Raw genomic sequence first — 20,380 nt, 5'->3', positions numbered from 1 at the left:
TTGGGCGAGGGGTGTATTTCCTCAAGTGGCTCTATGGGTTTTAGACTAAGTTAGTAGCGAGTATGAAGATGGAACTTAAAGGGAAAAATTTGCTGCGAGATCAAGATATTAGACTGTCTTTGGTTGAATACCTGGCAAAGTCGTTTGGAGGGGCGGAACATTTTATCGCCCTTGAAGCACGTTACTCTGAAAATGAACGAAGAGCTGATGTCCTGGCGGTTTCTAAGGAAATGCACGCCTATGAGATAAAGTCTGACGTCGATAAATTGGATCGCTTGGAGGATCAGGTTGCAGATTATCGAGCGACGTTTGACTTCGTCACTGTTGTGACCACACCAAGGCACATTGGAAGCGTGCGTAAAATTGTAAGCCCATATGTTGGCCTGTTGATGGTTTCACAGGGGCTTGTGAAAAGTGTCCGTAAACCTAAACGAAACAAGAGAATTCTGAAGAGAAATCTCATTTCCATTTGCGCGAAAGGGGCCCTTCTAGAGTTGGCTGGGCAGTCTTTTCAGAGCACTTCCATAGCTGACTTGAAGAAAGTCGTTGAGCGAGACGTTCCCTACGAAAATGTCAGAACCGCAGCGCATGAAGAGCTCTGTAGGCGATTTCGAGAGAGATACGCTGATTTTCAAGAAGAGGCTCGACATCCTTTTAGGCATGTGGACCTTAGCCTATTATCTGCAACAGAAAGTATTCAGGCAAACTTATTGATGGCCTGAAGACAAACGTCTTAGCTGCTGCAAAATATGTATCTCCATCCTGACTGAAATCCAGAAACTTGGCGACTTTCCAGGAGGATGGCTTAATGGAGGGTTGCTGCGAGCCGCTAACTCAATCTGCCTCACGCCCCATGAGTTAGGTAAGAGTTCATAGGCCGAGTCATGTTTCACTTTTCGGGCAACCGAAGCATAATGCAGCCCGTAATCATTTTTATTGCCATCCTCATCTTTCCCGCGTTTCTCGCGATAGTAATAGGTCCTTCGATTTGAGGTGGGGAAATCGATGCGAGGGCGCCAAGCGGTCGCGAAAATTATATCATTTCTGATAGGATTGATGGACCCATAGTCCCCGTAATGGATGGCTTCGTCGGGATTGTTCTTTTGTTGTAGCTTAAAGATGTTGTCAAAAAGAAGCACTTCTTCCTGAGAGAAGCTGTCGTGTTCTGCTTCACCAATATCCTCGACGGACCTGGGAAATGATGTTGAAAGAATGACAATTTCGGCTTTCGGAATGATCTCTCTGATCCTAGAGATCAGCTCACTGGTTCTGGCTGCGTGCACGATTCCCGTTCCAGGGCGAATAAACTCGTGATCTAGCTCGATGTAGAACCGTTTGCCAGCCTCCAGATAGCTATTGATCATGTCTTTGAGTACGAGTAGGTCGTAGAAAAAATCAGGGTCGATCAGGATTGATGCGCGGTACGCAACGCCATCGAAGGTCTCCATGTGACTTGCTAGCTGGGATAGAATGTTTGCTTTATATTCCTCATCAGTTTCGCCTTCGGCCGGATTGATGATCAATGTGGGAAGCAGGTTGTGAAAATTTTCTTGTTCATTACGTACAAACTGCACCCATGCTTCGTATCCGTTGTGTGAAGCTGTCAGCTGATCCAATTCATGGCAGCTGAGTTCTTCTTCGCGTGTTAGATCTAATACGACCGTGTTGCATTCTTTGAAATAGTGTCTGACTTTTGCCCAATTTCCCTCGAAATCATAAATTCCAGGGGTATGGGGCCATTGTGACTCATGGATGTCTTTTCCTGACCGTGGAATCTTCCGGCCACGGGTAATCTCAATGATAGGAAGTATCTCTGGCTTGAGGTCGTCGTTCAAATTGTCCCAAGCACGGAATTCCGCTTGCGCGGTTTTGAAGAGTAAAAAATAGTTAAAGACCATGACCACCTATGCCTAAAGTTTTCGCTCTGTAGCGTACTGCAAGCTGTGATACGTCAAACTCACTTGCAATTCTCTCAATCGACCCTTTGCTGGCCCGAGCAACTTGGAAAAACGTTTGCTCTGGCATGAGAATTTCCGCAGCTAATTGATTGGCTTGGTACTCAATCGAATTACGTTCTTCATTGCGATGTAAAATCCTTTCCCCCTTAGGCATGCGCTCAATTTCATCTCGATGAAGCTGATAATGAATATACTCATGAGCCATAGAAAAACGTTGGCGCGTACGGGAATGCCGTGCGTTGATGACGATGCGGTACATTTGATCATCGATCTTCTCAATGAAGGCGTCATTTTCACCAATGTCATCAAACTCTAAGCGCAAAAATGGATTGCTTTCGATTACCGCTTTAATATCGGTAGAAGCACCATTGATGAAGCCTTTACTCCTGCAGTAACTTAGAATTCGCTCTGGGGTGTCCAAAGCTGTGGCATCGAGTTCTGGGCCTTCGTTATATAGCGATCTATCAATTGGTCTCTGGGGCCGCTTCTTCATCTTCTATCTCCAATTGGCCATCGATGAGTACTTCCGCTTCCACCAGTGCTAGTTTTAGATCATCAATCTCAGTGTGAATTTCACGCATTTGTTTTTCGATCTCGGTGCGCCGACTTTCTGCAACTTTGGTCAAAGATGTTGAAACCATCTTTTCAGCGGCAACAGTACTGAAATAGCGCTTGATTTCATCTTCAATCGCCTCCTCGGATTGTCGTATTGCGTCGCCTCGAATTACGAAGAAGGCGAAAGCTGCAACTACACCGAGGAGACCAACCAAAATTGTAATGATGGTTCCATAAAAGCCGGTTATTACAGAGAGGTAAGTCTCAGAGTCCCAAGCGTCATCGTAAAAGCAAACACGCCCAGGATATTTTTTGTCGCATAAAACCTCGGGTAAGAAGCCTACGTCAAAAAATATCGCAATCAGGGTGAACACTGCTAGTACTGCAAGCAGCGAACCTGCCGCGCCCAGAAAAAATGCTTTTCTTGAAATCCTGCGCTCAGTTTCAGCATCCAGGGCACCATTATATGAGTTCTTGGCTATGTCGGTCTCCGGCTGCATCTTTTGCCCTTTTATAGTTGACAGTCAAAACGATCATGCGCCTTAAAGCAAGCACTTATCTACCATAGGTGGATATTTCAGTTCATCAAATGTTCTTGTTATGTTCCATAAATGGTGCGAAAAGGCGACTAAGTCAAGGACAGAGACGGGTAGGGGGGGGAGCCCAATTAGTAATATGCATATTACTAATTGGGCTCCCCCCCCTACCTATTCTTCTAACATTGCCACATTCCATATCGTCCATAGGTGCAGAGAAACCTGCATATTTCGGCGCACCTGTGGGCCCATGTGGAATGCTGCATCTCCTCTATTGATCTACTTCTGCCGCCAGGGCACCAGCCGCTTCTTCATCTGAGATCGCTACAGGTTGCTCTTTTCCTGGTACTTGCCTGGATGCATGGTTCATGCTCGTGAGATTGCCGATGTTGGTAAGATCTTCCGAGGATGTGACCGATGCCAGCTTTTGAGCTTCGGCACCAAAGCGGCGCATCTCCTGATCGAGCTCATTGCACAGGGCGTCATTCTTGTTCATAGCCAACAGCCACCTTGACTGTTCCAGGTTATACCGACCAGACACGGCAAAAGTGGAAGTCACAGCGTCACAGACCCACAGATAGTAGGACAGACGCGATTGAATGACCGTGTTTTCGCTAAGTGTTGAATCGTGAATTGATTTACCCGTCGCTACCTTTGCCTCAGTGAAGGTGCCTTCCAGGCGCAGGAAGGCTAGGCTGGAAACAAAGTTGATTTCTGCCCAGAATGCATGGGCGGCCTGGGCGAGAAATTTGGCGTACATGGCCATCGATACCGGCAGAACAAGGGCTTCATACCATGCGGGCCCATTTTCGAATGGGTTATTCAACAGGAAACTGAATAGCCAAATCCCGGCAACCAGCATTAGCGCATGACCGGCTAGGCCCGAGACGTTCTGGGCTTGTTTGAAGATGGTTGCATGCTCCGGCGTTGTCGGTTTCGGCTGCACTTCGACCAAATACATGCCCTCGAATTTGCCGCGCTTGGTTCCTTCCTCCCAGGTCAGGTCTGGCCGCATCTTCATGTATTCGCGGTTTGGGATCTCGAGATAGCGATGCTTTGTCAGCTGGATCTCCACTGACCGCATCAGATCAGACGGATGAACACCTGCTTCAAGGTGCTCGATGCGTTCAGCCACTTCTGTCAAGGGCTTTGCTTCACGGGCGCGTAAGATGCAAATGGCCAAGGTAATGACCGATGCGACAATCGAAGCCACTGCGAAAAACATCAGCCACCCGCCCCCGGACACTGGCGGGGAAGTAAAGGCGAAATTGGATTTTTGCTGGGCGATGCTCAACACAACAGGGGCGAGAATCGTCAAAAGGATCAGGTAACCACCAATTCCTACATGCCCATCCTGCAATTGTTTGTCGCTGAGGGTGGATTTGTAGGGAAAATTTGCAAGGGCGGCGAGGAAGATACTAGCGCTCCCTAGAAGGTAAAGCCACTCAGTCGCAGCCGCTGGCATCGCGATTACACCAATGCTACCAGACAAGAGCGCGAGACCGACCAAGGCCAAAACAAAAACAGTGATAAAGAGGTTGTGCGCAGCGCGTACCGCGATGATGCGTAAAGGCAAAGGAATGTAAAGAAGGGCAGGAAAAAGGCTATGGATACCTCGCCCGATCAAGCCGACTGGCTCAAGGAAATGTTGGTTCACACGTTCGCGCATCATTTTTGCGACATCGACGCCCTGATCGTTGCGCGGCAGATTTGCCGGGACATTACGACCGACATAAAAACGAAAGAGTTTGAACAGTCCCTTCACCAAGCTGCTGAGTCCAACGGACAGAAACAATATACCTGCCACCAAGAGTGCAATTTCCGTTGGGGTCGGCTCGCCAGCAACTTGGGCTCTGGCTGACAGCAATAGTATGACCCCAAGGCCAGTGTTTACCGCACCTCGTACCGCATAAAGCGCGCCCTCAAGCTTGAATGGATTGGAAATCGAAAGATCGGCTGACCCATAGTCAAATGACATATATACCCCCTAAAGATGCACTCAGATCTATCTATAATTTAAATTATAGGGGCTAGGTCAATTAGAAAGATTTGCCGGGTAGCCTCGTTCTTCAAATGTCTTCAGCGGCGATGTGGCATCAAATGTTGGGTGTAAAAGGACTGAGACTGACCGTAACAGCCGATTTTCTGACTGTAACAACCAGGTGAGTGGTGTGTAACAGCATTTTTGATGGCCGTAACAGTTTGGTTTGGCAGTGTAACATCCCGTGCCCTGGTGAAAGGCGTGGGTGTAACATTGGTTTTCACCGCCCTTTTCCGCGCGAGGGTGATGGCCCGGATTTGTCAGCAAGGTTCGGGAGCTTTGTTTGAAGCGCCTTGAGGCCAGTTTTCAAGCCCTGGCGCTCTAGCTGATCGCCGACGCTGTTTCCCAAACCCTCCAAGCGGCTCTTGGTTGCCAGGTATGTTGCTTCGAGCTGATGAGATGTAAGGCCTGCAGCCATTTTGTTTGCTTGCTCCAGGTTTTTTGCCTTCAGCGGCTCGGCTCTAAACTCTTCATGGGCGGATTGTTCTTTCGTGGCCTTTTTTAGGCCAAGCGATTCTCGGACAAATTGCCACAATTCCGGGCTGCCACCATTTTCTAAGTCCCGCTGGAAATCTGCTGGATTTCGTCCAGATGCTTTTAATAGGTCTGTCGCAAGAGTTCTGGCTTCTTTAGTCATCGCTTTTCGGCCTGGAGGTATGGCTTTTCTCTTTTGAGTATCCAGCGCCCTCTCAGCGGCTTCTAGGCGTGCCTCAGCAGCAAGCAGCCGTTCTGCTAGTTGGAGCGCCGTCTTTCGTTCGCTACGGCTCTGTGAGCGTGCTTTGACCATCTCCTTTTGGAACTGTGGCGCACGGTCAGCTTGTTTTTGAAGCTCAGACTTTCTTGCCTCGCGTCGTCTTTCGCGTTCGTGGCGAACCTTTGCCGCTTGGTCTCGGGCTTCCGATTGCTGTTTGTGATAGTCTGCTGCGGCCTTCTCATCTCGCTCACGTATACCCTTGGCCCAGTCGGCTTCCCGAACGCGCTTTTTGGCTTCTCGTTCAATGCCAGTTTCTTTAAGCGTGCCTCCATGCCAATTTCCCTCATGGCCATGTGCTTCTAGGACCTGGTTGATGATTCCTGCTGCTACTTGTCTGCGGAATAGTTTTATCTCATCTCGGTTTGCAAACATGCGCCCTTTCTGGGCGTTTCCGCGTACACCTTCTTTGGCGATGACCCAGCCGCCAGACTCCGCCCCAAAGAATTGGGGTGGATCATCGATGCTTCGTGTGGGCCTGCTGGTGGTAAGGAGGTGCATATGCGGCTGCTCTTTCCCGTTTCCGTGAATGACAGCGATTGCCGGATGATTGTGTGCCTCGAAATACTCGCAGAATTTTTGAGCGATTTCATTGCGGCCGTCCGCGGTTAGGTCGTTTGGCATTTCAACGGTGATAGGGATGGCGACGCGGCCATTTTTCCGGTTGGTGGTCTCATGGACCGCGTCCAATATGCTTTTCATCTGTTCTGGGTCGCGTCCCGCCAAACTTTCAAAATCGGCGCGTTTGTTTGAATAGTCGCCTTGGCGGGCAATATAATCGACACTGGCACCTTTGCCGACGGGCTGAGCCTTTGTGGCAGAACCGACTTTCAAGTGAAAGGTTCGTCCCTTAGGCCCAATGCGACCAGATTTAAGGTGCAGCTTTTGGGGCTCTTGGCTATAGCCGCGTCGGCGGCGAAATTCTTGGTCATCAAACATGACTTTTCCTCGTGGTGAGGCTCACCCACTTGGGTCCACAATCGCGCCGCAAAATTGGGGTTGCCTTGCTCGTGTGGACTAAGTGAGTGGGACCATATGAGGGCGGACACAGATCCGTAGTGAGGGTTTATTGCTCTTTGGCGAGGTCGATTGGCGATTTCCTGCCATGGTCTTGAGGTGCTCCTCCGTTAGACAGCATACCTTCCATGAACGATCTAGCGGCCATGCCTGATTCTGCTCCCTTTGCGGCATCAAAACCGTTCCGAACCATAGATAGCAATGCTTTGGGATTGGCCGATGTTAAGGCACCAATGCTAAGAGCTTTAGTGGCAGCTGCCGTAGCAAATGCTGCACCGCCAGAGTCTTGTGCACCGCTGAAGTTAGCTGCGAACTTGCTAGCTTGATAATGGAGCAGTAGTGAAACACCGCCCATAACGAGTAGAATAAAGTAGGCGCTATTCCCTGGTTCTAGGGGTGATGCGTCATCAAACGCAGCCTTAAGTTCGTCAAGCTCTTCGGTGGCTTGTCTGCATTTTTCTGCATTGAAATCTGAGTTTGGCTCATTGCTTATACTGTGTGTACTGGATTGCCAGATGGTCTTTGGGCAGTGCTTCAAATATAGAGCATATTGTTGGTTGATTCTTGGCTGGAAGTATTCGGTTAGGCCTTGAACTGTTGATATTTTTCTTCCTACTGTATCTATTGCGGTGACGGAAAACGCCATCGCGAGACAGATGAAGAAAGTTGTGAAGCCACCAAGTTTAGCCAGAGACCAGCTTGCTTGCCATGTGCTGCGAAAACGTGGAAAGGGTATTCCCAGAATTGCGATGGGCAGCGAAGCGCCAGCTGCAAGGAAGCTAAAGCTTGCTGTCAACAACAAGAAGGTGAAGTAGATAAGTAATAGTCCATATGGGATGAGAAGCAGTACGCCTGCGATTGCCCCTGATACGTTTCCTCCGACCAGAGTCCATGAAAGGTTCATTAGGTAAAAAACTGACCTTTCGACCGCAAAGCCCAGTTGGGCGTATCTGTTGGTTACCTCCATCCCCAAAATTTCAACCGTAACCAGTTCCTTCGGAGCGTCAATGGGGACATCCGCAACGTCAAGAAGTTCCAGTCCTGCGCTGAGGGCCAGCTGTTCGACAGGGTCAACCAGCCAAGAGAAAACGATTGGTCTTTCGTCTGGGCGAACAGAAAGAAGGACTATAACCAGGGAAGACCAGGCTAGAACGGGAACTAGCCTCCGGACGCGGTCTGCGAGGGTATTTTCAAGCATTCCAAAAAGGATCTGAGCATAACAGTAGATCATTAGTACAATTCCAAACAGTGCCAGACTTAGGGGGGCTAGTTTGATAAAGATCTTGGCGGATAAAGTGGCGCTGATCGTATGAAGTTCGTTAAGCAGCTCGCAGGAGAGGCACTCAGCAGACATGGTAGGCCTCCTGTTCGTCGAAGCATTTCAGCAACACTAGCGTTGCCTTCAAATCCGGAAGCCATTCGGATAGTTCCTGTTCTGCAGGCGAGCCAGGGGCAGTCGTGGCAGGAAGGGAGGGTGCGATGTTTGCCAGCCTCGCGAATATCGGATTCCAGAAGAGGAATCTGGCCGGACTTCTCATGCAAGCAGCTGGGGGAATGTTGCCAGCAAGCATGCCATGTTCTTTCATTGCGTTGATCAAGGTTTGGTCTGAATTTCCTTCAGCTAGTTTCTCGAGCAATGCAGTGCGCTCAAACTTTTGCGCCAAGAGAATACTGAAATTGAAGTTATCCACCTCCAGTTGGGGTGAGGGCAGGTGAAGGGAAAGTGCGTATAGCGGCTGACCGCTAAACCATGGCGTCCATGTAAGGTCTTGCAGGTTGTCAAAATCAGTTTCCGACTTTTCCACACGCGATAGTGTGGGTATGTTGGCGGTTGCCAGCATAATAATTCTCCATTTTTCAGGTGGGTTTTGTGATGATTGGCCGGCAGGTCAGGGTGGCCGCCCTGATCTGCCAACTTGCTAGTCTTGGTTTTCTTTTCTGTCCTCCAGGTAGATGCTTAGGAACCAATCGCGGGTCAGGATGGCGATGAGTCCGCCAAGTGCCCAGCCAGCCCAGAAGGCACCGTCTTTGGCGAACAGGGTGTCAAAAGCGATCGCTGAAAAGCCAGCGATGGTCAGCGCAGCAAGCGCTGTAGTTAGTTCAAGCCTTGCGGACATTTTTCTTGTCTCCAATTGATGCAAGCCAGCCCCAAGATGGGCCATATTCTGCCAAGATTTGAGATGGGATATGTTTGTTGCAGGATCGCCAAGGCGAGGGACCAAGCAGAGCTGGGTTCCAGTGATTTTCGTGACGTTCGCGCATCGCTCGGTTTGACGGATCTCCGAGCAAACGACGCCAGTCGTCTGGGTTTTCTGGGTTGAAACGCCATTCCTCGCGCACGTGTTTTTTATTTTTATTTCTTAATTCTATTATCTTCGCGTCACTCGTGCGCCCTTTGCTCGTCGAGCGTGCGTCAGTGCCCATGATTGGTCTAGGGTTTATGTAATTGCCAAGGTCTTGAATTTCATCGTAGTTACATACTGTTATGGTGTTCACGCCGCGATCATTTGAAACGCTTATCAGTGCGTCACGCGTATTGCTCATTCGTTTTAGCAACCGTCTCACGGACGCTTCGCTATGCATGAATTCTGCTGCTAAACGGCGATTGGAGATAGCGACTTGGCCTCTTTCCAATTGAATAACTCGCCCCATCATGTTGATCTCACATTCTTCGAATGCAGCCCTGCGTAACAGGAAAAGATATATGGCGACTTCAAGTTCATTCTTGAAAGCTGGGTGTGATGCCGCGCTACGAGGGGCTATGAAGTAGCCTTTTCGATAACTGACCATGTCATACGCTTGATGCTTGGCGCGGCCTACCTCTGCGCCCGCTGTTTGATGGGGTAGCTTTCTTGTCCGCGATATCAATTCCCCGATGAAGCCATGCTTTGAGGCTGGGGAGATGATACCAGGCTCTGTTGGCCACAAGCTTGTAGCAGTCAATATCCTCTCTATGATTTTTCAGAAAGTTGGGTGTGAACATTGGCAGGTATTTGCAGACCTCTTCGCGTGTCACCCAGTCTGGCCTCTCGTGGTTAGTTTCTGTTGTGGGTTTCATTAGGTGCTTCCTTTCTACTAATGGGCCGTATCTAGTCGCCTTTAGCGTAGAGAGGTCTTTTCTGTGGAATCAAGGAAAATATTCAGCTTAAACAATGGCTTAATCCAAAATGGATTGCTTGTGCAAAGTGCAATCCATTTTGGATTTCTAACCATGACGACAATATTCAGCAAAATGGCTAAAGTCTGCCATTCTAGGGAGGTTGCAGTAATCTAATTTGGCGTCAGGTGCTGAGGTGCGATCCAAATCGGCGTTTTTTGGCGTTCAAAAAAAATCTACCACAGAACAGGTGACGCGAACTTAACCGATTCTGATACTCATGTATGGCACTATTCATACGAATCAGCGCTAGACGGACAGAGAATGTTTAATCTGCAGGAAATGCCCTGCGTCACACTGGTGTCACAATAAGAAGTGGAAAATAGTGGAAGAGCATGACGTCAGATTGCCAGAAACTACCCTTAAGTGGCTTTAATATATATGTTTATACAAAAAACATGGCGGCATCATTTTAACCAACCTGCTGACTTCTAATCAGCAGGTTGGGGGTTCGAGTCCTCCCGGGATCGCCATATTGCCTGACGCCTTTATTCTCCTGCGTCATGGAATCCTTGGTTGATGTATCTGTAATCCGTTATCTTCTGTCATCTTCTGTCATCTTCTGTTGTGGCACCCAGCTGTGACGGCTGTTTGTTGTCCGTACTATCTACTTCCGGGGTTTCCTTCAGCGTCGCCAGCCAGGCAATGAGGTTGGCGCGGTCGATGGGGCCTTTGAGTGTCCTGAATGCCCTGTGCGTGCCCTGGCGAAACGATTTTCGTTCCAGAAAGAAGTTTTCAAGCGCCTCTGGTGTCCAGTAGCCGCCGCGCCGGAGATGCTGGTCGCTATAGTCATAGCCTTCCGCGCCCGCGACCTTGCGGCCGATAACCCCAAACAGGTTTGGGCCAATTTTATGGCCTTCCTCCGGCCGGAAATTGTGACAAACCTGACAGGGCCTGGATAAGGCACGCCCCCGTTCGGGGGCTCCGCGGCTATAAATGCCAAGCGGCTTATCGACGCTTTCGTCCAGTTTCGGATCGCTGGAAGCCAGCATAAGCCAGTCCAGCAGGTCAGCGCGGTCATGAGGGTTCATCAACCCGGAATAGGGCATCTTGTTGCCTGGGAGCGCAAGATGAGGCTTTGCGATGAAAGCGTTCAGTCGCTTGCGGTCCCAGCGGCCCGCTTGGTCAAGAAGTGTCTGGCTATAGTCAAAGCCAGGTGCGCTGGCAATGTCACGTTCCATCAACCCGTGAAGGTTGGGGCCATATCGGTGGGGGGCGTCTTTGGCAATGGTGTGGCAGCGAACGCAGTTCTGAAACAGGGCAGGGCCACGGCTATCTTCCGCCTCCGGTTGCCCAGCCATAGCGGAGTGGGAAAGCGCCAGAAAGGCCAGCAAAATCAAACACCAAGGGCGGTAAGCCGAACTTAACATACTTAATCTATACTCATTAGCTCATTGCGTACTGGACCCCGTCAGGCACATTCTTAATGGCAGCAGCAGATTTTGTCATGGCGGTGTTTTGTCGCGCATGGCGTCTTCTTTATAAACGCAGGCCAATGACAGTAACATTGCAGGCAGGCGAGAATGCATCAATGCTGATTTAGGTGCAATTTTCAGGAAGGCTGTCATGGAGTGGGGCATGATGGTATAACAAGCTGCCAGTGGGGGTGGCGATGAGCGGAGTGAAGTGAGTGGCCGATATTACAAATGACCTGACGACGACCGCCTCCGTGGCCGAAGGCGAGGAGTTCGAAGGAGCGATCGAGTCTGTCGGGGACGAGGACTGGATTGCCGTTACGCTGACTGCGGGTGTGACATACGGTTTTAGTCTTAGGGGGCTTTTATCGAATAATGGTACGCTTGAGGACCCCTACATCAAGGGTATATACGATTCCAACGGCAATTCTCTGGGTGTTGAGGACGACGACAGTGGCGATGGTCGGGAAAGCCTCCTTGTGTTTACGCCTGACACAAGCGGAACCTATTATATCTCCGCCGGTAGCTGGGATGGTCCATTTGATGGGTATGACCCCACGGGCACCTATACTTTCAGCTATGGGGAATATGCCGGTACTGCTGTAACGCCTTTTTCAGAAGCTTTTGCCGAACAAACCGAGGCAAGCGGCATCACCGAAGTCGACGCGCTTTTGTCGCTATGGCGCTATAAGAACCTGGAAGGCACGGAGGCCACTGAGGTCACTTACAGCTATCCGACAGACGGCAGTATTTATTCCGAAGACCCGGATTTTGGTTATGGGTCGGAATCCGCAGACTCTGAGCCGTGGGCAGGCATCAGCTATCTGATAGAGGCGGAAAAAGACCTGTTTGACGACGCCCTGTCGCAGATTTCCAGTTTTGCCAATATCGTCTTCACCCTGGTGCCTGACAATGCCGAAAGTGCAGGCGTTATCCGCCCGGCCTGGACCAATCTTGCAGACGAAGACGCTGCGGCATGGGCCTACCTGCCTTATTCATCATCGCAGGCTGGCGATATCTGGTTTCTTTCTCAGAACCAGAGTACAGGCGGAGAAGGGTCTTATTTCCATACGGTGCTTTTGCATGAGCTCGGCCATGCAGTCGGCCTGAAGCACACATTCGACAGCGACGGGTCGGGTGTTGTGATGCCGGCAGAATATGACGGCCTCGAATATACTGTGATGTCTTATAATTCGTCAGTGGATACAGACATCCACTCGCTCGATTTCTACCCAACGACCTACATGTATTACGATATTCTGGCGTTGCAGCACCTTTATGGGGCAATCGATGCCAATGAAGGCGACACCACATACAGCTTTCTGGCTGGCACCAGATATTATGAAACTGTCTGGGATACCGGCGGGACCGATACATACGATGCATCAAGCCAGACCAAAGCCGTTCATCTGGACCTGACGCCCGGAAGTTGGAGCAATGTCGGTACGACCGTTCTGACGTTTGGCGGGAGTAGCGCCAGCAAGACTGACACTGTGTTCACACCGCCTGAGATCACGATCGAGCGGGCCCTTGGCGGGCTGGGTGATGATACCCTAACCGGGAACGATGCCGCCAACCTGCTTGCAGGAAACGCAGGTGACGACAGCATTACAGGCGGTGGCGGCGATGATACGCTGCGGGGCAATGCAGGCGAGGACACACTTAAAGGTGGCCTTGGAAACGATGCCCTGTGGGCGGGCGCTGGTGATGCGAGTGCGGACCGCATGTCGGGCGGCCTTGGAAACGATACACTTGGCGGCGGCGCTGGCAATGACCTGCTGGATGGCGGAAACGGCGCAGACGTTGTCTTTGGCGGTTCCGGCGATGATACCATTGCAGGGGGCGGCTGGGTCAACGGTGCAGCCGTGACTGATGAAACCAGTGCAGCACAGCTCTGGGCTGGCGATGGCAATGACTTTGTTTTTGGTGCAGACGGCAATGATCAGCTTGGTGGCGGCGATGATGACGATAATATCTCAGGATTCGGCGGCGACGATGTGATCTACGCTGGTAAAACCGGGGCCGATACGCTGGATGGCGGCGACGGCGACGATGTCATCTTCGGCGGCTCGGAAAACGACGTGGTTTCTGGCGGTGGCGGCAATGATGAAATATACGGCGGCGGCGGTAATGATGTCGTGACAGGCGGTACAGGCGTCGACACGCTTTATGGTGGCACCGGCGATGATACGCTCACAGGCGGTGGCGGTGACGATATCCTGCGTGGCGGGGACGGGGCCGATGTGTTTGTCTTCTCCGGAAGCGGCGGCGATGATCAGATCGACGGTTTCACAATTGGCGAGGACATTCTCGACCTTGGTGACACCACGACAGATTTCACCAACCTGGCAAGCGTGCAGGCCGCCGCATCGGAAACAGCCGATGGCCTGTTGATCGACCTTGGCGGTGGCGACAGCCTGCTGCTCACAGGTCTCTCGGTGGCTGACCTGTCGGGCATCGATATTCTTTATAGCTAGAGCCGTTAAAGGCTGAACGACAAGGCGCTACCGACGGGTGGCGCCTTTTTATTTTGCGCTCATGTTTAGCGCTCAGGGCGGTGCCGTCTCTCAAATAAAAAGCCGGGGCGAACCCCGGCTTCGTTAAGGCGTTTCAGAGGCTTATTTCCCCATGCGGTCGAGGATATTCTCTGCCTCATCCATCAGCCGGTTCATGCGGTTGATCAGGGTTTCGTAAGGCGTCTTGGATGCGAGGTCGACCTTGGATGCCGTCAGAAGTTCGTATGGATACTGCGACCCACCAGCTTCCAGAACCTTGATATAATCCTCAGTCGCTGTCTCATCGCCAGCCAGCATGCGCTCCGCGAACGCCGTGCCGCCAGAGATGGAAGTGGCATACTGATAGACATAGAAGTTCCGGTAGAAGTGCGGGATGTAAGCCCATTCGATGGCATAGGCGTCATCAATGTTCATCACACCCTCATCATGGCCGTGATACTTTTTCAGCAGGTCCAGATAGAGCGCGGTCATCTTGGCGCCTGAAAGCGCCTCACCGGCTTCCTGCATTTCATGGATTTTCAGCTCGAACTCCGCGAACATGGTCTGGCGGAAGAAGGTCCCCCGGATGCCTTCAAGCGCCCGGTCGATATAGTAAAGCCGCTCCTCGTCTGGCAGGTCCTTCGCCAGCATATATTCCTGCAGTAGCACCTCATTGGTGGTGGAAGCCAGTTCCGCCGTGAAAGTGGTGTAGCTGAAGTTCTCAAACGGCTGGTTCTCACGGCTCAGAAGTGTATGCACCGCGTGGCCCCATTCATGGCTGAAGGTGGAAACGTCCTCAAAGCCGCCGTTGAAGTTCAGCAGCACATAAGGGTGCACGTCATATGCTGACCCGAACATATAGGCCCCAGGCCGCTTGCCAGGCTGCGGCAGCACATGCATCCAGTCTTCCTTGAAGCCTTCCTTCAGGTGCCCCAAGTATTTTTCCCCGAAGGGCTGCAGGGACACGAGCGTCATTTCCTTGGCGTCATCCACGCTGAAGGTGCGGTCCAGCGCTGTTACCTCAGGGTAGATGTCATAATAGTGAAGGTCCTCAAGCCCCAGAAGCCGCTGCCGCAATTTCAGGTAGCGGTGCATGCTGGCGAGGTTATCGTTCGCCGCGTCCACAAGCGTGCGGTAGACATCTGTTGGGATGTTGCTGCCGGAGACGGCAGAAGCCAGTGCGTTTTCATAACCGCGTGACTTGGCGCGGAATACATGGCCCTTCACATGTGTGCCAAGCGTGGCCCCCAGCATCGCTTCATACTGTTTCCAGGTGCCCCAGAAGGCATCGAAAACGGCTTTACGATCATCCCGGTTCTGTACTGCGCGATATTTGCTATAGGCCGATTGGTTCAAAAGCTTCACTTCTTCGCCGTTCGATAGCGTGATCGAAGGCCAGGGGATGCTGGCATTGGCCATCAGTCCGTATATCTGGCCCGGGCCGGAAAGCACGTCGCCTGCATTTGCCAATACCTTTTCAGCTTCCTTGCTGAGCGTATAGTCTTTCTGCCTCAGGGTATCGCGAATATTGAAGGCGTGTTTCGCGAGGCCGGGTTCGGATGCAATAAAGCCTTCGATTTTTTGCGGGCCGACTTCCAGAAGTTCAGGCGCGATGAATGAAGTGGCCTGGCTGAATTCGGCAAAAAGGGACTGGGCAAGGCTCCTGCGTTCCTGGGTTTCTGAAACCCTCAGGTCTTCGTCGGCCGACAAAGTTGCATACACCAAAAGCCGCAGGGCAGATTTCTGCAGGGCGGAAATCTTGTCTGATACCGCTAGAAGAGTGGTAGCGCTTTCCCCGAGTCGGCCGCGATAGGCGTCCAGCTCCTTCATGTTTGCCAGGACCTGTTGACGTTCAGCTTCCCAACTATCGGCATTGGCATAAAGGTCTGTCAGGTCCCATACGGTTGCTTGGGGCATGTCTGTCGCGTACACGGGCAGAGTGCTTGGCACGCTGGCAAGCATGGCTGTCGATGTCATCAGGGCGGCAAGAGGCAGCCGCAGTTTTCTTGTGATTTTCATTGTTTCCTCCCACAAATAAGATGTCGCTAGATTGGCGTCGGTTTGAGAGCGTGGCAATATAACCAAGGTTGATTTCAGGTGCGGTTGGGGCACTCTCAGGCTTGGGCATGGCCCGAATACAACAGTCTGTATGTCACCAATAATTGATTGGTGAGGCAGAACCTGTTTCAATATGTTATTGAATTCAAACAGTTACTGTTGGGGGTAGAATGAAAATCAGGGTTTTGATGCTGGTAATGGGGCTCATGGGCTCGCAGGTATCAGCTGCAGACTTATTGGTTGAGATTCAGGATGGCAAAGGCCAGCCTGTTCCAAATGCTGTTTTGTCGTTCGCACCAAAGTTTCCGCTGACACAACCGCCTCCGCAAATGGATGGGGCTGAGATGCGGCAGCAGGGGACAATGTTCTCGCCTTTTGTCCTGCCTGTGCGGGCGGGGACGACGGTATCCTTCCCCAATTTTGATGAATTCCGCCATCAGGTATATTCCTTCTCCAAGCCCAAGCGATTTGAGCTTCGGCTTTACGGCCAGGACGAAAGCAAGACCATCACATTCGATAACCCCGGCATTGTTGCCCTGGGGTGCAATATCCACGATAATATGCTCGCTTATATTTATGTAAGCGAGCATCCGGTTCTGGCGAAAACAGGCACAAACGGAACCGTTCTGGTTCAGGGGGTGGAGGTTGGTGAATATGATATTCACGTCTGGCACCCTGATCTCACGTCGGGTGAGGTGCCCGTTTTGACCGGCGTTGCAGTGCCAGCCGATGGCGGGGAAGCTAGGGGCCAAGTTAATCTGCGGTCTATTCGGAGTGTCCAGCAGCCGCCAGCAGAGGATGAATATAACTGATGCCAGCGTTTCGCTTCAGAACCAAACTGACGGTTGTCTATCTTGCGCTGTTTCTGGCGGTGATGGGTATCATTCTTCTGGCTTTCTATCGGTCTGTGACCACCAATGTGGAAGACCAGACCCGCGAGCAGTTGGACGCTTCGGCCCGCGTATTCGAACGAATTGTCAATTATCGGGTTAAAACGCTGGGCGAAAGTGTTTCGGCCCTTGCCCAGGATTATGGCTTCCGGCAGGCTTTGGGGACAGATGACCGGCCGACAGTGATTTCAGCCCTCCAAAACCAGGCCCGCCGGCTTGAGGCGGACATGGCGGTGATTACCGATATCGAAGGTTCCCCGATTGCATCACTTCTGGACGGCGAAGTGACCAGTGCGATGCCTATGATCAGCGATGACATGAAACAACTGGCTGAACGCGACGGTGTGGCATCAAAACTGGTATCTCTGGACGGGCGTATTTTCGAACTGGTAGTGACGGTAGTGCGCGCGCCGGTTCCCATTGCCTGGTTGGCCTTCGGCATTGAGCTGGACAAGGCTACAGCCCAGGAAATCAAAAGCCTGTCGCCAATTGATCTTGAGATCGGTTTTCTCTACCGACAAGGCCAGGGGCAGTATCATGTTGCTGCGGCCACGTCGAACGCGGACGAGCTTGGGGGCTATCTGGTGCTGACCAAACCGCGCGAGGAAGCCTTTCGCGCGACATTCCTGGATCAGGAGCATATGTTCCGCCGACAGCCGCTCGTCACGGGACAGGACGGCGAAGAAATATCCGCTCTTCTCTATTATTCGATGGATGCGGCGCTGGCGCCCTATGATCCGCTGGTATTCACCATGATCACTGTTTTGGTCCTGAGCCTGCTTCTTTTGATTGCGGGCAGCGTGGTTGTGGCGCGGGGCGTGACGAAACCACTAACCGATCTTGCGTCAGCAGCCCAGCAGATCGCCAAGGGCCGATATGAGGAAGTTGAAACTGAAAGCCGCGGGGATGAGGTCGCAGACTTGACATCCAGCTTCAATCAGATGATCTCTGCGGTCAAGGAGCGGGAAAACAAGATCACCTTCCAAGCCTATCATGATGTGGAGACAGGGCTTCGAAACCGTCTGATGTTCGACAGGATGATCGATCAAGAAATAGACCATTCAGATTCCTTTGTGCTTGTGCTGGCTGAAGTGCAGCAACTGCCGGAACTTCGCACTGTGCTTAACCACCAGAATATCAGCGAATTGATCAAGGGCGTTGCCCGTCGCATTGAAAAGGTTGCGGATACTGAAGTTGCGCGGGTATCAACAGAATCCTTCGGATTTCTGGTGCGTGACGCGGAAGAGGCAGAAACGCGAGCGTCGCTGGTTCTCAACAGTTTTCTGACCCCGTTTGATGTTGCCGATATTGTGATCGACGCGGGCGTCAAGCTGGGCCTTGTGAAGTTTCCAGGCGACGGCGAAGACAGCGCGACACTGTTGCGGCATGGCCAGGCTGCGCTTGACAAGGGGCGGGGCGCACCGCGTGGTTTTGCCTGGTACGATCCTGATCGCGATAGTTCGCAAAAGGCACGCCTTTCAATGATGAGTGAACTTCGCGGCGGCCTGAAGAATGGCGAAGTGAAGTTCGCCTACCAGCCAAAGCTTGACTTGGCCAGCGGCAAAATCACGGCTGTCGAAGCCTTGATCCGCTGGATCAGCCCAACCCGTGGCTTTGTGCCGCCAGATGACTTCATCCCGATGGCGGAACGCACGGGCGATATTCGGCATGTGACCGATTGGGGCCTGAGGAAGGCGATTGAGCAAGCCGCCGAGTGGCGAGAAAGTGGGCTGAACCTGGCCGTGGCGATTAACCTTTCGACCAACGACCTTATGAACCATAATCTTCCGGCGCAAATTCTGGCACTCCTCAGGGAATATGACCTGCCGGCCGTTTTCCTGAAACTTGAGGTGACGGAAAGTGCTGTGATGCACGACATGACCCGGGCGCTGGATGTGCTCAATATGTTGAGCGCTATGGGCCTTGCTCTCTCGATTGACGACTACGGCACCGGCTATTCCTCGCTCAGCTACATCAAGAAGCTGCCAGTGGGTGAGATCAAGATCGACAAGTCCTTTGTTCTCAACCTGGCGAAAAACGATGAAGACAATATCCTCGTGCGCTCAACCATTGAGCTGGGCCATAACCTTGGTCTTTCGGTGACAGCGGAAGGGGTTGAGGATGAGGAATCGGTTGGCCGCTTGAGGGAATATGGCTGTGACGTGATTCAGGGCTATCATATTGCCCGTCCGTTGCCGCCCGCTGAGCTCGAGGAATTCCTGAAAGAGAGTGAGTATGGTCCGGCTTAAAGCCATTCCAAGGGTGGCCTGCGCTGCCGCTCTGGCACTCTCTGCGGCATCACAAGTTCAAGCAGACGGCCTGCCGAAAGTCGATTTGGAGTTGCTGACTGACACGCGCTTTTCTGTTGTGTCCGGTGAGCAGGGCTGGTTTGACGACTGGCTGGGCAAGCTTCGGTACGGCGGTGACCGCCTGGGCAGAGGGAAGGGCCGACTGCGGCTTGCTGAAATGTCGCTTATCGCCCGGTCTGACATCACTTGGGATATGCAGGCTTTTGTTCACGCAAAGTTCGATCCGGAGCAGGATAAGCCGGCTGACCTGGTGGAAGCATTCCTACACTATAAACCCGTGCCCACATCCAACCTGCAGTATGAAATGCGGGCGGGCCTTCTGTTCCCGCATATCTCGCGTGAGAATATATCCACAGCCTGGACCAGTCCTTTCACCATCACCCCGTCTGCTGTTAACAGCTGGGTGGGCGAGGAAATCCGCGCGCTCGCGCTTGAAGGCAAGGCCACATGGAAGATGGAGGGCCAAAAGCTATCTCTCACAGCTGCGGTATTTGGCTTCAATGATCCAGCAGGCACGCTATTGGCCTTCCGGGGCTGGGCCCTTGGTGACTATAAAACCGGCGCTTTCAGCCAGGTGCCGCTGGCGCCTGTCCCTTCTATCGAACCGGGTGGTTTTCTGGCCGACCAACCTGTCTGGGTGCATCCCATTCGTGAACTTGACGGGCGACCGGGGTTTTATGGCGCGCTTGATTGGGAGTATGGCAGGCGGGTCAAGCTGGGTGCCTTCTACTATGATAACCGCGGTGACCCGGAAACCTTCAAACACAAGCAGTATGCCTGGGATACGCGCTTCCTGAACATCTATGCGGAAGTGAAGGCACCAGCCGGTATACAGCTGATCTCACAGTATATGGCAGGCAACACCAAGATGGGTAATCTCATCGGAGGGCAGCGGATGGTGGATGTCGATTTCTCGGCTGGGTATGTGATGGCCACCCGCAAGCTGGGCAAGCACCGTATCAGCCTGCGCCGCGACTGGTTCGACACAGACGACAATACATTCGTGGCCGAAGACAACAATAATGAGGTCGGTACCGCCTGGACGCTGGCTTTCAATGCTAAGGTGGGCGAAAAAGCCAACCTGATTGCCGAAGTCCTGCGCGTGGACAGCAACCGGGCAGCCCGGCAAGGGCTGTGGTGGACCGCGCCGGAGCAGGACCAAATCCAGCTGCAGCTCAGCTACCGGCAGCGTTTCTAG

At 52.2% G+C, this 20,380-nt stretch carries 16 protein-coding genes; 5 read left to right on the top strand and 11 right to left on the bottom strand.

The features are described 5' to 3' along the window. Positions 1–62: 62 nt before the first annotated feature. On the top strand, positions 63–722 hold the full coding sequence (locus ACFO5Q_RS03925; RefSeq protein ID WP_156431948.1) for a sce7726 family protein: 660 nt from the start codon (positions 63–65) through the stop codon (positions 720–722). Here the strand turns inward: ACFO5Q_RS03925 and ACFO5Q_RS03920 are convergent. The 10 genes from ACFO5Q_RS03920 to ACFO5Q_RS03875 all read right to left on the bottom strand — a co-directional run bounded on the left by ACFO5Q_RS03920 (position 708) and on the right by ACFO5Q_RS03875 (position 11,385). Then, the gene (locus ACFO5Q_RS03920; protein WP_068147553.1) at positions 708–1,898 is read right to left on the bottom strand and encodes a beta family protein; all 1,191 of its coding nucleotides are present in this window, start codon (positions 1,896–1,898) and stop codon (positions 708–710) included. The two genes, ACFO5Q_RS03925 and ACFO5Q_RS03920, sit on opposite strands and share 15 nt — an antisense overlap. Beyond that, positions 1,888–2,451 carry an ImmA/IrrE family metallo-endopeptidase gene (locus tag ACFO5Q_RS03915; RefSeq protein ID WP_068147556.1) on the bottom strand — a complete coding sequence of 188 codons (564 nt, stop codon included), beginning with the start codon at positions 2,449–2,451 and terminating at the stop codon, positions 1,888–1,890. Before ACFO5Q_RS03915 ends, ACFO5Q_RS03920 begins: the two co-directional genes overlap by 11 nt. Further along, positions 2,423–3,013 (bottom strand): hypothetical protein, encoded by a 591-nt coding sequence (locus ACFO5Q_RS03910; RefSeq protein ID WP_068147559.1) that lies wholly within the window; start codon positions 3,011–3,013, stop codon positions 2,423–2,425. The genes ACFO5Q_RS03915 and ACFO5Q_RS03910 overlap by 29 nt, the downstream gene beginning before the upstream one ends. Positions 3,014–3,320: 307 nt before the next feature. After that, on the bottom strand, positions 3,321–5,027 hold the full coding sequence (locus tag ACFO5Q_RS03905; protein ID WP_068147562.1) for a hypothetical protein: 1,707 nt from the start codon (positions 5,025–5,027) through the stop codon (positions 3,321–3,323). 283 nt (positions 5,028–5,310) lie between these two features. Further along, positions 5,311–6,780: a MobA/MobL family protein gene (locus tag ACFO5Q_RS03900; protein ID WP_068147566.1), complete on the bottom strand. Its 1,470-nt coding sequence runs from the start codon at positions 6,778–6,780 to the stop codon at positions 5,311–5,313. A gap of 127 nt (positions 6,781–6,907) precedes the next feature. Next, positions 6,908–8,212, bottom strand: coding sequence for a hypothetical protein (locus tag ACFO5Q_RS03895; protein ID WP_068147569.1), 1,305 nt, complete (start codon positions 8,210–8,212; stop codon positions 6,908–6,910). Further along, positions 8,202–8,699 carry a hypothetical protein gene (locus ACFO5Q_RS03890; protein WP_068147572.1) on the bottom strand — a complete coding sequence of 166 codons (498 nt, stop codon included), beginning with the start codon at positions 8,697–8,699 and terminating at the stop codon, positions 8,202–8,204. Before ACFO5Q_RS03890 ends, ACFO5Q_RS03895 begins: the two co-directional genes overlap by 11 nt. Positions 8,700–8,777: 78 nt before the next feature. Beyond that, positions 8,778–8,975 carry a hypothetical protein gene (locus tag ACFO5Q_RS03885; protein WP_068147575.1) on the bottom strand — a complete coding sequence of 66 codons (198 nt, stop codon included), beginning with the start codon at positions 8,973–8,975 and terminating at the stop codon, positions 8,778–8,780. Beyond that, positions 8,959–9,801, bottom strand: coding sequence for a hypothetical protein (locus ACFO5Q_RS03880; protein ID WP_156431949.1), 843 nt, complete (start codon positions 9,799–9,801; stop codon positions 8,959–8,961). Before ACFO5Q_RS03880 ends, ACFO5Q_RS03885 begins: the two co-directional genes overlap by 17 nt. A gap of 759 nt (positions 9,802–10,560) precedes the next feature. Further along, positions 10,561–11,385 carry a c-type cytochrome gene (locus ACFO5Q_RS03875; protein WP_082719863.1) on the bottom strand — a complete coding sequence of 275 codons (825 nt, stop codon included), beginning with the start codon at positions 11,383–11,385 and terminating at the stop codon, positions 10,561–10,563. A gap of 260 nt (positions 11,386–11,645) precedes the next feature. Between ACFO5Q_RS03875 and ACFO5Q_RS03870 the strand changes: the two genes are divergently transcribed. After that, complete coding sequence (locus ACFO5Q_RS03870; RefSeq protein ID WP_068147581.1) at positions 11,646–13,907, top strand: M10 family metallopeptidase; 2,262 nt, start codon at positions 11,646–11,648, stop codon at positions 13,905–13,907. A gap of 141 nt (positions 13,908–14,048) precedes the next feature. On the opposite strand, the gene pepF is transcribed toward ACFO5Q_RS03870, so the two are convergent. After that, on the bottom strand, positions 14,049–15,944 hold the full coding sequence (pepF, locus tag ACFO5Q_RS03865; protein ID WP_068147584.1) for an oligoendopeptidase F: 1,896 nt from the start codon (positions 15,942–15,944) through the stop codon (positions 14,049–14,051). A 209-nt stretch (positions 15,945–16,153) separates the two neighbouring features. Between pepF and ACFO5Q_RS03860 the strand changes: the two genes are divergently transcribed. Genes ACFO5Q_RS03860 through ACFO5Q_RS03850 form a run of 3 tightly spaced genes read left to right on the top strand, consistent with a single transcriptional unit; the run spans position 16,154 to position 20,380 of the window. Next, positions 16,154–16,795 carry a cupredoxin domain-containing protein gene (locus ACFO5Q_RS03860; protein WP_068147586.1) on the top strand — a complete coding sequence of 214 codons (642 nt, stop codon included), beginning with the start codon at positions 16,154–16,156 and terminating at the stop codon, positions 16,793–16,795. Beyond that, positions 16,795–19,122: a putative bifunctional diguanylate cyclase/phosphodiesterase gene (locus tag ACFO5Q_RS03855; RefSeq protein ID WP_068147588.1), complete on the top strand. Its 2,328-nt coding sequence runs from the start codon at positions 16,795–16,797 to the stop codon at positions 19,120–19,122. The genes ACFO5Q_RS03860 and ACFO5Q_RS03855 overlap by 1 nt, the downstream gene beginning before the upstream one ends. Next, positions 19,109–20,380, top strand: a complete 1,272-nt coding sequence (locus ACFO5Q_RS03850; RefSeq protein WP_068147592.1) for a hypothetical protein — start codon at positions 19,109–19,111, stop codon at positions 20,378–20,380. The genes ACFO5Q_RS03855 and ACFO5Q_RS03850 overlap by 14 nt, the downstream gene beginning before the upstream one ends.

This window comes from Kordiimonas lipolytica (assembly GCF_042651265.1).
In the GTDB taxonomy this organism is placed as follows: domain Bacteria; phylum Pseudomonadota; class Alphaproteobacteria; order Sphingomonadales; family Kordiimonadaceae; genus Kordiimonas; species Kordiimonas lipolytica.
Note: the sequence above shows the minus strand (reverse complement) of the source record. Positions and strands in the feature narration are given on the sequence as shown.

Coding starts and splice junctions, on each gene's coding strand:
- pepF (WP_068147584.1), bottom strand. CDS start 15,944: ATGAAAATCACAAGAAAACTGCGGCTGCCTCTTGCCGCCCTGATGACA.
- ACFO5Q_RS03885 (WP_068147575.1), bottom strand. CDS start 8,975: ATGTCCGCAAGGCTTGAACTAACTACAGCGCTTGCTGCGCTGACCATC.
- ACFO5Q_RS03890 (WP_068147572.1), bottom strand. CDS start 8,699: ATGCTGGCAACCGCCAACATACCCACACTATCGCGTGTGGAAAAGTCG.
- ACFO5Q_RS03895 (WP_068147569.1), bottom strand. CDS start 8,212: ATGTCTGCTGAGTGCCTCTCCTGCGAGCTGCTTAACGAACTTCATACG.
- ACFO5Q_RS03905 (WP_068147562.1), bottom strand. CDS start 5,027: ATGTCATTTGACTATGGGTCAGCCGATCTTTCGATTTCCAATCCATTC.
- ACFO5Q_RS03860 (WP_068147586.1), top strand. CDS start 16,154: ATGAAAATCAGGGTTTTGATGCTGGTAATGGGGCTCATGGGCTCGCAG.
- ACFO5Q_RS03875 (WP_082719863.1), bottom strand. CDS start 11,385: ATGTTAAGTTCGGCTTACCGCCCTTGGTGTTTGATTTTGCTGGCCTTT.
- ACFO5Q_RS03925 (WP_156431948.1), top strand. CDS start 63: ATGAAGATGGAACTTAAAGGGAAAAATTTGCTGCGAGATCAAGATATT.
- ACFO5Q_RS03855 (WP_068147588.1), top strand. CDS start 16,795: ATGCCAGCGTTTCGCTTCAGAACCAAACTGACGGTTGTCTATCTTGCG.
- ACFO5Q_RS03920 (WP_068147553.1), bottom strand. CDS start 1,898: ATGGTCTTTAACTATTTTTTACTCTTCAAAACCGCGCAAGCGGAATTC.
- ACFO5Q_RS03915 (WP_068147556.1), bottom strand. CDS start 2,451: ATGAAGAAGCGGCCCCAGAGACCAATTGATAGATCGCTATATAACGAA.
- ACFO5Q_RS03850 (WP_068147592.1), top strand. CDS start 19,109: ATGGTCCGGCTTAAAGCCATTCCAAGGGTGGCCTGCGCTGCCGCTCTG.
- ACFO5Q_RS03910 (WP_068147559.1), bottom strand. CDS start 3,013: ATGCAGCCGGAGACCGACATAGCCAAGAACTCATATAATGGTGCCCTG.
- ACFO5Q_RS03900 (WP_068147566.1), bottom strand. CDS start 6,780: ATGTTTGATGACCAAGAATTTCGCCGCCGACGCGGCTATAGCCAAGAG.